At 60.6% G+C, this 14,267-nt stretch carries 10 protein-coding genes and 1 pseudogene; 5 read left to right on the top strand and 6 right to left on the bottom strand.

Annotated elements, in window-relative coordinates:
- Window positions 1-113: 113 nt before the first annotated feature.
- From npdG to ald, 5 genes are all read right to left on the bottom strand, one after another.
- Complete coding sequence (npdG, locus tag BO1_RS39860; protein ID WP_028222347.1) at window positions 114-794, bottom strand: NADPH-dependent F420 reductase; 681 nt, start codon at window positions 792-794, stop codon at window positions 114-116.
- Window positions 791-1,570 carry a coenzyme F420-0:L-glutamate ligase gene (gene cofE, locus BO1_RS39855; protein ID WP_028222346.1) on the bottom strand — a complete coding sequence of 260 codons (780 nt, stop codon included), beginning with the start codon at window positions 1,568-1,570 and terminating at the stop codon, window positions 791-793. The genes npdG and cofE overlap by 4 nt, the downstream gene beginning before the upstream one ends.
- 39 nt (window positions 1,571-1,609) lie before the next feature.
- On the bottom strand, window positions 1,610-2,593 hold the full coding sequence (gene cofD, locus BO1_RS54740; RefSeq protein WP_043288609.1) for a 2-phospho-L-lactate transferase: 984 nt from the start codon (window positions 2,591-2,593) through the stop codon (window positions 1,610-1,612).
- A gap of 637 nt (window positions 2,594-3,230) precedes the next feature.
- Window positions 3,231-4,646: a dihydropyrimidinase gene (gene hydA / locus BO1_RS39840; RefSeq protein ID WP_028222345.1), complete on the bottom strand. Its 1,416-nt coding sequence runs from the start codon at window positions 4,644-4,646 to the stop codon at window positions 3,231-3,233.
- A gap of 110 nt (window positions 4,647-4,756) precedes the next feature.
- The gene (gene ald / locus BO1_RS39835; protein ID WP_028222344.1) at window positions 4,757-5,872 is read right to left on the bottom strand and encodes an alanine dehydrogenase; all 1,116 of its coding nucleotides are present in this window, start codon (window positions 5,870-5,872) and stop codon (window positions 4,757-4,759) included.
- Window positions 5,873-6,333: 461 nt separating this feature from the next.
- Between ald and BO1_RS39830 the strand changes: the two genes are divergently transcribed.
- Window positions 6,334-6,978 (top strand): TetR/AcrR family transcriptional regulator, encoded by a 645-nt coding sequence (locus BO1_RS39830; protein WP_028222343.1) that lies wholly within the window; start codon window positions 6,334-6,336, stop codon window positions 6,976-6,978.
- Window positions 6,979-6,997: 19 nt separating this feature from the next.
- Window positions 6,998-7,789 (top strand): annotated as a pseudogene (locus BO1_RS54735) (class I SAM-dependent methyltransferase); the annotation flags it as partial.
- A gap of 206 nt (window positions 7,790-7,995) precedes the next feature.
- Here BO1_RS54735 and BO1_RS54730 read toward each other — a convergent pair.
- A complete protein-coding gene (locus BO1_RS54730) occupies window positions 7,996-9,213 on the bottom strand; it encodes an NAD(P)/FAD-dependent oxidoreductase (RefSeq protein WP_043288605.1) in 1,218 nt (405 codons plus the stop codon).
- Between the two features lie 1,347 nt (window positions 9,214-10,560).
- Between BO1_RS54730 and BO1_RS39810 the strand changes: the two genes are divergently transcribed.
- Genes BO1_RS39810 through BO1_RS39800 form a run of 3 tightly spaced genes read left to right on the top strand, consistent with a single transcriptional unit; the run spans window position 10,561 to window position 14,237 of the window.
- Window positions 10,561-12,096, top strand: coding sequence for an ABC transporter ATP-binding protein (locus BO1_RS39810; protein ID WP_245644023.1), 1,536 nt, complete (start codon window positions 10,561-10,563; stop codon window positions 12,094-12,096).
- Between the two features lie 24 nt (window positions 12,097-12,120).
- Window positions 12,121-13,314 carry an ABC transporter permease gene (locus tag BO1_RS39805; protein WP_084688633.1) on the top strand — a complete coding sequence of 398 codons (1,194 nt, stop codon included), beginning with the start codon at window positions 12,121-12,123 and terminating at the stop codon, window positions 13,312-13,314.
- Window positions 13,311-14,237, top strand: coding sequence for an ABC transporter permease (locus BO1_RS39800; protein ID WP_028222339.1), 927 nt, complete (start codon window positions 13,311-13,313; stop codon window positions 14,235-14,237). Before BO1_RS39805 ends, BO1_RS39800 begins: the two co-directional genes overlap by 4 nt.
- Window positions 14,238-14,267: the final 30 nt, after the last annotated feature.

Genomic DNA, 14,267 nt, shown 5'->3' with positions numbered 1-14,267 from the left:
ACGCCTCGGCCAGGCGCACCAGCGCGCGAGCACGGTCGGGCTCCACGAAGCCCTTGAAACAAATGCCAAATTGCACGATCTTCATCCTCACGATGGGTAATAGGTCGACCGATTCAGGCAGGACTGCCAGGCGCCCAGATACGAATGCCTGCGTGACTGAATGGAACTTTCTTGCTGATATTCAACCGTATAAGAATCGGCGTAATGGCCTCGAGACAGCGCGCGTTGATCGCCGGGCCGGCATAGTACGTCGATACCTCGAGCCTTCCGACCAGGTCCATCACCGTTTGCGCTGCGTCTGCGTCGTTACCGCAAACCAGTACGTCGCAGTTAATTCGCTCGTCGAGCAGGTTGAGCGTGTGGGCGGAAACGTTGTGAAGCGCACCCACGACCCTGACACCCGGACCCAACAAAGCCTGAGCCGCCTCCGTAGCGGACCCCTCCGGCGGCATGGCGACCGACTTCGGGTCCTTTTCGGCCAGCGGCACGACAAGGTCGACGAGGATCTTCCCCTCGAGCGCCGGACGAATCGCTTCCAGCGTCGCGTCATGGCCGGCATACGGCACCGCCAGCATGACGATCTCATCCGCGCGTGACACCGCCTCCGCGTTGGCGTACCCCTCGATCTCCCCCCGCCCTTCGTATTCCGAGATTCGCCTGTTCAACTCCGCTGCAATATCGGCGCTTCGCGCCTGCTCACGGGAACCCAGTGCGACATCAATGCCGGCCTTGGCAAAGCGCAGGGCGAGTCCTTGTCCTTGTGGCCCGGTGCCACCCAAGATTGCGATCTTCACTTGAAAAAGTCCTCCTTTAACGGGCGTACGTACTGTGTGGCGCGCGCGGCTTCATCCATTTCCCAACTCAGGCCTCGCACGACGACCGCAGGCGTCATACTGGCCTTTCCCATCAACATGCCGGCCGCCGCCGCGAGTTCGTCTGCAGTGGCCTGCTGGGACACCTGAAGCGTTCGACCATATGCATCCGGCCTTCCAATCCAGTCGTCGATGACGGGAACATTGGCCAAACCGATTGCCACGTTGACGAGACCCACGCGCCACGGGCGGCCAAATGTGTCGCTGATGATGACGCCTGGCGAGATATCGGCGTGCATCCGAATCGTTTGAGCAATCCGCCGCGCGCTATCGTCGGGATCCTCGGGCAACAGGAGCAACGTGCCGTCCTCCCCTACGTTCGATTCGTCTATCGCGGCATTCGCGCAGATCCAGCCATGACGATGGCGCGCGATAATGATGCCGTTGGGTGGGACGCCCCCTACCCTAACCACCTCGGTCGATTCATCGAGGATGGCCTGGATCTTCCGGGGATCTTTCCCCGTCTTCTCCGCATAGTCATACGCGACACTCGACGGCGTTATGTCTGCGATTCGCCGGAATCGATCCTCCGCCTTGGACACGATCTTCTGCGCGACGACGACGATGTCACCTTCTTGCCAACGCTCGCCGATGGATTCCATCGCATGCACGATCAACGCGCCGACGTCGTCCCCGGGCTTGACGTGCGGGATCCCGGGCAACGTGAACATCCGCAGAGAGCAGGACGAGCTATTCAACGCACCCTCCTGTCACGAGGATGGCAATCCGTGTCTTCATCATTGTTCGCCTCCTGCCAAGGCACCCGCATTCAGATGCCCGGCCCAATCGAGAACGAGTTCCGCCAGACTTTTCGATCTTTCCGGCTCCTTAATATAAGTTTCAGCCGTTAGCACTTTGATTCCGCGATTACGCAGCGCCGCTTCCTCTGAAGCATCACTTTGATCGATCACGATCCCATCTATCAGGCCCGCGTAACATTCGGCGATACCGACGGCTCCGCCCGGCAACCCCATGTCCGCGAGCATACGGTCCAGGGGACCCTTGACCGCGCGCCCATTGATCAAGGGCGATATGGCCACGCAGGGAGTCCGCCGTTCAGCGAGCCGCTGCCGCAAACCACGAAGCGCGAGTATGGGCTCGATGGAGAGCAGTGGGTTAGATGGCGCGATAATGACAATATCGGCCTCGCCTATGGCGTCCCGAACCTCGCGAGTGGGTTCAGTCGTCGATGCACCTTTGAAATAAAGGCGACGCACCTTTGGCGCACTTCGGCGTTCGACGAACCACTCCTGGAATCGCAACACCCCTTCCTCGGTATCGACCTCCGTCGGAACGACGCCGTCCGTGGCCGGAAGCAACCGGCATTTCAATCCCATCCGGAGCGCCACGTCGGACATGATATCGGTGAGCCGGTCGCCGTTTGCGAGCCGCCATGATCGATAGATGTGGAGCGCGAAATCGACATCGCCGAGTTTCATCCATGCGGGCGCGCCGAGCTTGAGGAGGGTCTCCAAAACCCGTACCGTATCGCCGGACACGCCCCACCCCTGCGAAACATCGACCGCGCCCGCGAGGGTATAGAGAATCGTATCGAGATCGGGCGATACGTGAAGCCCGTAGAAACGCTCGTCGTCGCCAATGTTCGCGACGATGCTCAAGGCGCCGGGCGCAAGAGCGGCGCATAAGCCAGTGGCCATACGCGCGCCGCCAACCCCGCCCGCAAGCAGGGTCACACGGGGAGATTCAGTACGCTTAGACATATTCAACGTCCCCGCGGAAAGGAACCCGATCGGCCGACCGGCGGAGAACGAAATTCACCGGATTGCAGGCGCGCGGCTTCAAGGGTTGGACGAAATCCGGCTCGTGAACGCCGTATCGCGACAGGGTCCTCATGCGCTGGCCTCCTCTGCCTGCTTCGACGATTCAACGTGGCATCGCAAGTGAAAGTGCCGAGCGGGCCGCTTTTGCGGCCCCAGCTTTTTTCCATTCTGGCGACCAGAAAACGTCCATCCGCGATCTTGATGCGGGCGTGCACCGCCAATCATTCGGCAAACGTCATTCGACGCGCGGCCGTAGCGTTCAGCGCGAAGGAGCGTCTGCGTGACCCCGTGCGGCGTCGTGTATCCGCCACCCGGCGCCCCCGGTTGCATCGCGACCGTGCAGTATCCGCGTTCGTTGCGACACGGATTCGTGGGCATGGTGATGACCTTCCTCGAATAAGTGCCGACGCTCGCCGATGCCTTCTTGGGAACCGCCCGCGCAGCGCCCATCATCCGCGCAAGCCCCCCCGAACTTGCGTGCTCGACGTCAAGCACTGTCTCCCTGCTCCACATGATTTGCCTCGCTGATTAATGGATCGCGCCGTCCGGCCCAAGGTAACGTGACGAACCCAACGATTTATTCGTCTGCAATCCGCGAAAAGGCCTGATGCGTCGGCTTGAATGCGGGCCGTTCGACGTATTTACCCGTACCTTTTCTGACGCGCAGGTCACCTCGTGCATAAACGACGGCTCCGCCACTCAGCGTGTGGCTAGGAATACCTTTGACGGTCCGTCCTTCAAAAACATTGAAGCTGCCTTTCGCGCGTTGACTCGCGGCCGAAATGGTTCTCGTCCCTTCCGGGTCCCAAATTACGATGTCCGCGTCGGCGCCGACGGAAACGCTGCCCTTGCGCGGATACATATTGAAAATCCGCGCCGCATTCGCTGACGTAACCTGGACGAACTCCGACGCCGTCAAGCGCCCGGTGTTGACACCCTCGTCCCACAGGACCGCCATTCTGTCCTCCACGCCGCCGCAGCCGTTGGGTATCTTCGTGAAGTCGGTTTTTCCCATCGCCTTTTGCTCCGCGCAAAACGTGCAATGGTCGGTCGCGGTCGTCTGCAGGTTGCCATTTTCCAGACCGTTCCACAGTGCATTCCGATGGGACTTCTTCCGGAACGGCGGACTCATCACATGCGCCGCCGCAAATTCGAAGTCGTCGCTCTGGTACACACTCTCGTCCACGACGAGGTGACCCGCCAGCACTTCGCCGTAGACTTGCTGTCCGCGCGCCCTCGCGTGTGCGATAGCGTCAACGGATTCGCGACACGAGACGTGCACCACGTACAACGGTGTATTGATGACGTTTGCTATGGTGATGGCCCGCTGGACTGCCTCCGTTTCCACGGCCGGCGGGCGTGAAAGCGGGTGCGCACGTGGACCTGTCATCCCCTGCTTCAACAATTCCTGCTGTAGCTGAAAGACCAGTTCGCCGTTCTCTGCATGAACGGTCGGCACCGCTCCCAGCTCGAGCGAGCGGCGGAAGCTATTCACCAACACTTCATCGTCGGCCATGATGGCGTTCTTGTACGCCATGAAATGCTTGAAGCTGTTCACGCCCATCGTGTTGACGAGCGTTCCCATGTCCCGATGGACCGATTCGTCCCACCATGTAATCGCGACATGGAACGTGTAATCGGCACACGACTGCTCCGCCCATCCCCTCCATGTGCTGAACGCGTCCATCAACGACTCGCGCGGTTGAGGTATGACGAAATCCATGATGGTCGTTGTCCCGCCGGACAAGGCGGCGGCCGTTCCGCTGTAGAAGTCGTCGGCGCTCACCGTTCCCATAAAGGGAAGCTGCATGTGCGTGTGGGGGTCGACGCCGCCCGGCATGACATATTGACCGCTCGCGTCTATCACTTCGCATCCCGCCGTGACATCGAGATCCAGCCCTACCGCCGCCACCTTGCCGCCCTCGCACAACACGTCAGCCCGAAACTGCCGATCCGCATTGACGACCGTTCCACCCGTAATCAGGACCGGCATATTTCACCCCTTTATCTTGCGCTCGCGTTCGGGCGAGTCCGCAGGCCCCGATGACCCACGGCTCGCCGCCAATGGACGTGTGCGTTCGCCGTGACGCAATGAAATGGCGGTCAGTTCAGGAGGGTCTCGGCCGGGACGTACTCGTAATTGAGATCCCTCGCCACGGCCTCGAATGTCACCCGCCCACGACAAACGTTGAGACCGTTTCTAAGATGTACCGATTCGGAAAGCGCCTGCTTCCAGCCCTTTTCCGCAAGCGCGAGCGCATGGCCGATCGTTGCGTTGTTGAGTGCAAAGGTTGACGTTCGCGCAACGGCGCCAGGCATGTTCGCCACGCAGTAGTGCACGACGCCATCGACGAGGTACGTCGGCGCAGCGTGCGCCGTGGCTCGCGAAGTGGCGAAGCACCCTCCCTGATCGATGGCGACGTCCACGACGACGGAACCGGGCGCCATCCGGGCGATCATTTCCCGCGTGACGAGTTTCGGCGCGGCAGCGCCAGGAACCAGGACACCACCGATCACCACGTCCGCGCTCACGACAGCATCCTCAATCGACTGTGCGTTCGAATAGACAGTGGAGATCCGGTTTCCGTAGACCATATCCAACTGCCTCAACCGATCGACGTTCTTGTCGAGAACCGTGACTCGCGCCCCCATTCCAACCGCCATTTGCAAGGCGTTGGTTCCCACCACCCCCGCTCCCACGATCGCGACGTGCGCTGGCGCAACGCCGGGAACGCCACCGAGTAGCACGCCTTTTCCACCTTTCGATTTCTCGAGATGCGACGCGGCGGCCTGAACGGACATCCGGCCTGCCACTTCACTCATGGGCGCGAGCAGTGGCAAGCCGCCACCGGGGCCCGTGATGGTCTCGTAGGCGATACAGATGGCACCTGACTTGACGAGGGCGGCGGTCTGCTCCGGATCGGGCGCGAGGTGAAGATACGTGTAGAGAATCTGCCCCTCCCGCAGCATCGCGCATTCCGACGGCTGGGGCTCCTTCACCTTGATGATCATGTCGGCGCGGGAGAAAATCTCCTCGGGCGATGCAACGAGCAACGCGCCGGCATCGACATAGTGCTGGTCCAACAGGCCAATTTCGGCGCCAACGTTCTTTTGCACGATGACGCCGTGCCCCCTCGAGGTCAGCTCGCGTACACTCGCAGGCGTAAGACCCACGCGATATTCATGGTTCTTGATCTCTTTCGGAACGCCAATTAACATTTTGATTTCCTTGGTTTGTGATGAAATCAATCCGTCGCAACGCTTTCGTACCCGGCAGACACAACCGAAATATCCACTCCGTCAATCCGCCTTTCCTGCCTTCCACCTCACGAATCCGGCTGCGCGGCTACTTTGACCAATCGGTAAAACACGTCGTTGATGATAGGGTGGCCGTAACGTGGTGGACATGCACAGATCCGCGAATTTCGCGCTACCGTACATGGCAGTCGAGGGTCCTGTACAGATGCCGGTAGCAGTACGGTTTCAACTGGAACGGCTCGTTGGATTGACAAGCCAACTACTCCATGGAAAAGTGACCTCACGTCGGAATCGCGTGCGTCCAGCCACGGGATTCTCGAAACATTTTTAATGTGTTAGTCGACCTCTTTCTGCATACGCCGTGGTTTGCAGACTGAAGCGTGCGACCGCCAACGGAAGTGCAAGAAATCCCGGGGGGAACGATGCCTGAGCACTCGCAATTGCGCCGCGTGGCGAGTCGGGATTCCGTGGAGGAGGAGATCCTTCTTTCGGCCGAAAAGATATTTGCCCAATGCGGCTATGAAGGTGCGTCACTGGCAAAGATCGGTGAGGACGCGGGGTTCTCGAAGCAGAATCTGCTCTACTATTTCCCCAGCAAGCAGGCGCTTTACGAACGCGTGCTCGATAACGTCCTCGACGCGTGGTTGGACAGCATGCGTTCACTCGCCGCCCGCGACGATCCGTTGGACGCCATTCGGGACTACATCGTCGCGAAACTGCGGTTTTCCCGCGAGCGGCCGTGGGGCTCGCGCGTCTATGGACTCGAAGTCATCACAGGCGCGAAGTTCTATCGCAATCAGATCCAACGTAAGCTCGTCCCCTATCTCCAGATGGAAATCGCGGTATTCGAACGCTGGATTCAAGCGGGTGCCATCGCACCAACGAATTCCACCCATCTCCTCTTTGCGATCTGGGCGATGACGCAGTCCTACGCCGACTTCCGTGTTCAGATGGAACTTGCCATGGACATCGATGACCTGAACAGCCGCGATTTCGAGGCAGCCGAAAATCTGATCATCGAGATGGTTCTGGCGTCCGTCCTGCCCAAAGCGCCCAAGGACGCGTGAGCGAATCTGGTACCGCCAGTCGCGGCTTTTCTTCGTTTGCGGCATGGCCGGTGGCAACGATCGCGGCCAGCGTCCACGAGGTCGAAAACGTCAATTCAAACCGTCTTTCACTACTTTGCACTTATCTTGTGACGGCCGAAGTTCGGTCGAATATGCGCAATGGCTACTCGACATTGGCTGCGGCTGGGGCAGCCTCATGAAGTTCGCTGCGGAAAATTACGGTGTCTCGTGCGTGGGCGTGACCATTTCGAAAGAGCAGGCCCAGGTGGGCGCGCAGCGCTGCCAGCACTTGCCGGTCGAATTCCGGCTGCAGGACTATCGCATCCTCGACGAAAAATTCGACCGCATCGCCAGTGTCGGCATGTTCGAGCACGTCGGGCCAAGAAACTACCGCACCTACATGAAGGTCGCGCACCGTTGCCTCGACGAAGAAGGCGTCTTCCTGCTGCACACAATCGGCAAAAACCACAAGCACTCCGCCCCCGACCCGTGGATCGACAAATACATTTTCCCGAACGGTCAGCTGCCCACCATTGGCCAGATAGCGGACGCTTCGACCGGGCTGTTCGTCACGGAAGATCTACACAACTTCGGTGCCGACTACGACCGGACGCTCATGGCGTGGCATGCGAATTTCGAGGCGGCCTGGCCGCGCTTCAGGGCGGAGATGGGGCATCGCTTCTACCGCATGTGGCGCTACTATCTGCTCTCCTGCGCCGGCGCCTTCCGGGCGCGCGACATTCAGCTGTGGCAATTCGTGCTTTCCAAAAATGGCTTGTCTGGCGGGTACCGCAGGCCAGAGGCCGGCTGATCGCCATGCCATGGCGACGAATTTAGACGAGGCCGATTCCCGCGGCGCAAACTCACGTGGCTTCCATGGCAAATTTCCCAGCGCGTGGTGCCGGAAAGGATACCTCACACCCTTCATGCTGATCGCCATGTTGGCCAAGAGCCCACGCCCCCTCGGCAATCAGAAGAGTCCATTGCGACGTTAGCAGCGATGCAGCACCGCTGCTCTCAGTCCACGGTGCTCAGATCCCGGCCGACACTTTCCATCACGCGATCGAAACTGCGGTGTTGCTGCAATGCGCCCCGTAGCATGGCAAACGCCCTCGGTGCATTGACGGCGAAAATACCCTTGATCTGATCTTCCTGCTTGAAAACGCAGACAAAGGGGCGCTGGAACTCGTCGCCGACGAGGGGCACGAGTTCGCCCACATCAGTACGGCCCGCCACCTGAATCCGGCATCCGTATTGATCGGTCCAGAAGTACGGTATGGTCGAAAAGCGGCGTGCGTCCGCGCGGCCGGCCAGCAGATTCTTCGCGGCCTGCATCCCCTGCTCCGCAGCGACGAGCCACTGCTCGCCCCGCATCATGCCCCCCCACCATCGGTTCGGCCACGCCACGACATCACCGGCGGCGAAAACTGTTTCCGGCCCCGCATTCAGCGTCTCGTCGCATACGAGGCCATCGTCGATTTTCAAACCGGAATTCACCAGCCATTCCGTATTCGGCGACACGCCAATGCCGACGACGACGATATCGGCCGGCAACTCCCAACCATCCTCGAGCCGAACGAATTCGGCACGCTCGTACCCGCCAATCCCTGTCACCCGGGCGTTGCAGATGAGATTGACACCGAACTCTTCATGAAGCTTGCCTAGTGCGGACCCGAGCTGCATACCCACCACGCGGCACATCGCTGTCGCACCGATTTCCACCAGAGTCACCTGTGCGCCGGCGGCCGCCGCACTCGAGGCGACTTCCGATCCGATAAAGCCAGCACCGATGATCACCACCCTGACTCCGGGCAGGATCCGCTCCTTGATGGCCACCGCGTCATCGATCGTGCGCAGCGAGTAGACGCCTTTGAGCGATTGGCCAAACTCCAGTTCGCGCGCTCGGGCGCCTGTCGCTATCACGAGCCCATCGTAGGGCATCCAGCGTTCACCGACGCGAATTTGCTTCGCCCGGGTATCGAGTTCCTTGGCCTCGAGGCCCAACTGCAGATCGACACGCTGCTCCGCAAACCACTCGATCTCCCGGTACCGAAGTGCATCTGGCGCGATCTCGCCGGTCAGGACCTGTTTCGACAAAGGTGGCCGGTCATAGGGCGCGTGCGCCTCTGCGCTGACCAAAGTGATCTCGCCTTCGAATCGTTCCCGGCGAAGCGTCTCCACGGCTCGCATACCCGCGACACTCGCACCGATCACCACGACCTTGCTCAAACGCATGATTGCCCTCGTCGCATTGGGAATGCCGATATTATTGACCTTCTTTAGTCCGCGAATTTACACGTCGCCTGATTGGAAATCATGATATCAGCCGCGCAAGCGATTCGCTGGCCTTGCGATGATGGTGCGACCGCTCGAAGTGCCACCCGAACGCGAACGCACAAGCGGGAGCCTATCACGCTTCGTTCAGGCAGACGGCTGTTGACCACACTGCCCGTGTGACCTCAACGCTTCGAGCGCATCGGCCCACGACGCGCTCCTCGCAACCCGTAACTTCGACGCCATCAGGTTGACGGACATAGGATATATAAAACGATAATACGTAGTGGTCCTGATCTACAAATTTCTTCGACGGCTGTTTTCACGCTCCAATTAAATCATGCGGCGATGCGCTCCTGAAGCTACGAACTCAGCCTGATCTGAAATTCGTGGCTCGCGTCTCGACCGCCTTTGTCCGAGTGATACGCCGAGCCGGGCGTGGGCCGACGGTCGAACGCCGCCGCCATTTCGCGATTTTCAGCGCCATCCGCAAACGCTTGTTCTCCGCTCGCGAACGCGGGTACGCCATCTGCTCCGCCGTGTACACCTCGCGGCGCACCTTGAGCATCGCTTCTTTCCTTCCACCAGGGCAAGTTTATACGCAATCTGCTGGAAGGCGAAATTCGGAGGTGGCTCGCAACATTGCCTTAATCGTATGCGCTCGACGTCACCACATCTGTACAGATAACACCAACAAACGGCTTTTCCTCGTCTCCGTCACGGCGGCTCGGACGGACCGGCGACTGTATATGTTCGAAGCAATTTTGACTGGTGAAACTTCGATCCAAGACTTCACTTGTTACGGCGACGCCGCCGATGTGGCGGGAGCCATCGGTCCGCAAATCGGATGAAGTAAAAATCGACAGAACTATCGAAAGCTCCGGTTGTTGTCGTTTTTAATGGACTCCGACTTTAAACGACCGTTTAGTCCCACGGTGGATCCAGTCGAATTCAAGTCGGGAACGGTGGTGTGACGTGAGGAATTGGTCGGTGCGGATTCTACCCATTGATCGGCCGGCATTCAAACCTACGGAAATCGGCCCGTCGATGTCAGAAAGACATCGACGGGCCGATCGGTCTATAGCACGTGCTGCATCGCCAGCGCAGGTTCCTCGTCAGGATACCCCGATCGGCGAACGCTGCCTTAACCGTTTGACCCGTGGGCGAATGCATGACCGGCGCGAAGTCCCGGTCGTGTGAAGGAGTAGTTTCCAGCGCACTCGCTGGCTTTGCGTTGCATATGGGCAGGGGCAGCGGATCGGCTTGTGATTGAGTAAGTACAAAACCTGGCGAAGGACTGGCATGACAATGGCACTCGAGCTTGTTGGAATCCATAAGTCGTTCGATGGATTCGTTGCGCTGAGCGAAGCTCAGTTTGAAGTAGGCTGGGGCGAAGTGCACGCCCTACTCGGAGAGAACGGCGCGGGCAAGTCGACCCTGATGAATGTCGCGGCGGGCCTCTACGCGCCCGAGACAGGCACCATTTCAGTAGACGGTCGCCCTGTTCGGCTGAACGGCCCCCGCGACGCAGCTCGCGTCGGTATCGGCATGGTCCATCAGCATTTCAAGCTGGTTTCCCGCTTTACCGTTGCCGAGAACATCCTGTTGGGCATCCCGATGGACGGCGCACAGCCAAGATATGGCAAGCGCCTCGCGAAGGTCCGTGAGGCGATCCTTGCGCAGTGCGAGACACTCGGATTCGAAATTGATCCGGACCGGCGAATTTCTCAACTGTCGATCGCGGAGCAGCAGCGTGTCGAGATACTGAAGGTGCTGCTGGCCGGCGCACGCATTCTCGTGCTCGACGAGCCGACTGCCGTGCTCACTGACCAGGAAGCGGCGCGATTGCTCGAAACGATGCGTCTGCTGGCCTCGAAGGGATCAGCCGTCGTGCTGGTCACGCACAAGATGGCCGATGTCCGCCGCTACGCCGACCGCGTGACAGTGATGCGCTCTGGCCGCACGGTCGACACGTTCAGACCAGCCGAAATGCCGGAGGCGGAGATGGTCCGTCTTGCGGTGGGCGAGACCGTGGCAGTGGAAAAGCCGTCGGCCGCCGCTGCCAATCGAAACCGTGCCGAGCCGCGACTTCTTCTGCGGGGCGTGCGCAGCGCAGCGTCCCGAACCGGCACCCGCCAGGGGTTGCCCGCGCTCGACGGCGTGGACCTGACCGTGCACGCGGGCGAGATCTACGGGCTTGCCGGGGTGGGCGGCAACGGTCAGAGTGAATTGATGCAGGCCATCATGGGCCTTCTGCCGCTCGACAGCGGCTCCATGGTGATCGAAGGCACGGGAGACCTGCGCCGCGCCAGCCCGGTCGATCGGCGCCAAATGGGCATCGCCTGCATCCCCGCCGACCGGCAGACGCTTGCGCTAGCCGGGCTGCTTTCGGTGGTCGAGAACTTCGCCATCGGGCAGGTTCACGCCGGCCGCTACGGCAACCCGTTGTGGCTCGACTATCGCCGCATGGAGGCGGACGCGGTCAAGGCGGTCAAACATTTTGATGTGGCCGGCGTACGCTCGCTACGCCAGAACGTCTCGCTGCTTTCAGGCGGCAATGCGCAAAAGCTGGTGATCGCGCGTGAGTTCGGCCGCCGGCCTAGAGTTGTCCTTGCACACAGCCCGAGCAGGGGACTCGATGTACGCGCGAGCGCCCAAGTCCATGCGCGGCTTCGCGCCGCTCGTGATGAAGGTGCTGCCGTGCTGGTTATCAGCGAAGACCTCGACGAAGTGCTGGCGCTTGCTGACCGAGCCGGCGCAATGGTGCGCGGACGCATCGTCGGAGACTTCAGCGCGCCCGTGGACAGACAGGCTATCGGTCAAGCGATGGTCGCTCATTCCTGAGGACTCCTTCAACTTGGAGCATCTATGACAAATACCGTACCGCCCAATCAGACCGAAGTGTGTGTGTCTGAGCCATCGCTCGACGGCGAATCTTCAGCCTCTTTCACGCTACCCGACACGACCTCCACGCCCAGGCGTGCACGCCGGATGTCACTGTTGTCACGGCGTTATGCGCTAGAGCTGCGCCAGGAGATCGCATGGCACAAGCAGGCCGCCGTGCTCGCCTTGTCCGTCACAGTGGGACTGGCCATCTGCGTTGCGATCTTGATGACCGCCGGCGTCTCGGCCGGTGACCTCTTCGATGAATTCATCGGGGAGACGTTAGGTGACCCCGACAACGTTCGGGCTGTCCTCTTTCAGGCGGCACCCATGGTCATGGTGGGCCTCGCCGCCGCGCTGTCATTTCGCGCGAAGTTCTGGAACCTTGGTCTTGAAGGCCAAATGGTGTGGGGCGGCATCGGTGCCACCGCGGTCGCGCTAGCCGATATCGGCACACCGGGAACGCGGTTGTGGCTGATGGGCGCCGCGGCGCTGGTTTGTGGCGCGCTATGGACCGTGGTGCCGCTGCTGCTCCGGATGCGCTTTGGCATCAGTGAAATCATCTCCACCCTGATGCTCAACTACGTCGCGGCCAACTTTCTGCTGAATCTGGTCTATGGGCAATGGAAAGACCCGAGGGATTCGTTTCCCCATTCGCGCAACTTCGTGGCGGCCGAGCGCCTGCCCGACATTGCCAGCGGATACAACTGCGCAATCTTGCTGGCTGTGTTGTTGACGCTAGCCGCCTGGTGGTTCCTGCATCGCAGCCGGGCCGGCATGTACGTGCGATTCGTAAGCGCCAATGCGCGCGCGGCGGAGGCGATGGGCGTACCCGTGCGCAATGTCGTAGCTGGAGTCGTGCTGCTTTCGGGCGCACTGGCCGGCTTCGCCGGATTCACGGTCAGCGCGGGCCAGGCAGGACGGCTCACGCAAGACTTCTACAGCGGTTACGGATTCTCCGGAATCCTTATCGCCTTCCTTGCACGCAATAACCCAATCGCGGCCGCCGTGGTCGCGCTGCTGGTGGCCGCGTTGTTTGTCACCGGCCGCAGCCTGCAGGTGCTGTACCAGATACCGTTTTCGATGGTGCAGCTCATCCAGGCGATTCTCGTCATCGTCGTTGCAGCATCGGACTTCTTTACTCGTTACCGCTTGTCGCCCGTGGGAATAACCGAATGAACCTGCTCTTCAGCTGGATTGGAAATGTCCCGGACGTCGCCGTTCCCTTCGCTCTTGCCGCCCTCGGCCTGATTGTGAGCGAACGTGCCGGCGTACTTTCACTAGGCGCCGAAGGCCTGATGCTGGTCGGCGCGTTGGCCGGCATCGGCACGCAGCTCACGACCGATAATGCCGGTCTCGCACTGCTCATGTCGATGATCGCCGGCGGCGCCGTCTCGGTGCTATTCGCCGTGATGGTCGTATGGTTGCGTGTGAATCAGGTGATTGCGGGCCTGGCGCTCGTGTTCTTTTGCCAGGGCCTGACCAGCCTGATCGGCACATTGGCGGAATGGATCAATCGGCCGGTCTCCGGCCTGCAAGCGATCGCACTTGGACCGCTGGCCCGTCTTCCTCTGCTCGGTTCCCTCTTCAACCAGAATCTGGTGGTCTACCTGACACCGCTGATTTTCCTGCTTGTGAGCTGGTATTTAAAGCGCACGCTTGGCGGGCTACGCCTGTGCTCCGTCGGAGAGAACCCGCAGGCGGCGGACGCAGCCGGCGTGCCGGTGCTGCGGATCCGGTTTCTGGCCATCATGGCGGGATCTAGCCTGGTGGGCCTTGCCGGCGGATACATCTCCGTGGCGAGTACGCATATGTGGATCGCCGATATGACGGGAGGGCGCGGCTGGATCGCCGTGGCGCTGGTGATCTTCGCACGCTGGTCGCCAGGTCGCGCCCTGATTGGTGCTCTGCTGTTCGGCGGGATTGAGACACTCATCCCGCAGCTCGCGGCCGCCGGAATTAGTCTTCCCCAGTACTACGTGCTTTGTGCGCCATACCTGATCACCCTTGCCGTGATGATCCAGAGTGCCATCGCACGCCGTGGCGCCGATGAAATGCCATGCGCTCTCGGAGAACCCTATGTTCGCGAGGAGCGACGGTGAGCGTCCTCATCCCGAACGCTTCAAGAAGTG

The organism is Paraburkholderia oxyphila NBRC 105797, assembly GCF_000685075.1.
Classification (GTDB): Bacteria; Pseudomonadota; Gammaproteobacteria; order Burkholderiales; family Burkholderiaceae; genus Paraburkholderia; species Paraburkholderia oxyphila.
The sequence above is the reverse complement of the archived record's forward strand: the minus strand, read 5'-3'. Positions and strand labels throughout refer to the sequence as shown.

Coding starts and splice junctions, on each gene's coding strand:
- hydA (WP_028222345.1), bottom strand. CDS start 4,646: ATGCCGGTCCTGATTACGGGTGGAACGGTCGTCAATGCGGATCGGCAG.
- BO1_RS39805 (WP_084688633.1), top strand. CDS start 12,121: ATGACAAATACCGTACCGCCCAATCAGACCGAAGTGTGTGTGTCTGAG.
- ald (WP_028222344.1), bottom strand. CDS start 5,872: ATGTTAATTGGCGTTCCGAAAGAGATCAAGAACCATGAATATCGCGTG.
- BO1_RS39810 (WP_245644023.1), top strand. CDS start 10,561: ATGGCACTCGAGCTTGTTGGAATCCATAAGTCGTTCGATGGATTCGTT.
- BO1_RS54730 (WP_043288605.1), bottom strand. CDS start 9,213: ATGCGTTTGAGCAAGGTCGTGGTGATCGGTGCGAGTGTCGCGGGTATG.
- BO1_RS39830 (WP_028222343.1), top strand. CDS start 6,334: ATGCCTGAGCACTCGCAATTGCGCCGCGTGGCGAGTCGGGATTCCGTG.
- BO1_RS39800 (WP_028222339.1), top strand. CDS start 13,311: ATGAACCTGCTCTTCAGCTGGATTGGAAATGTCCCGGACGTCGCCGTT.
- cofD (WP_043288609.1), bottom strand. CDS start 2,593: ATGTCTAAGCGTACTGAATCTCCCCGTGTGACCCTGCTTGCGGGCGGG.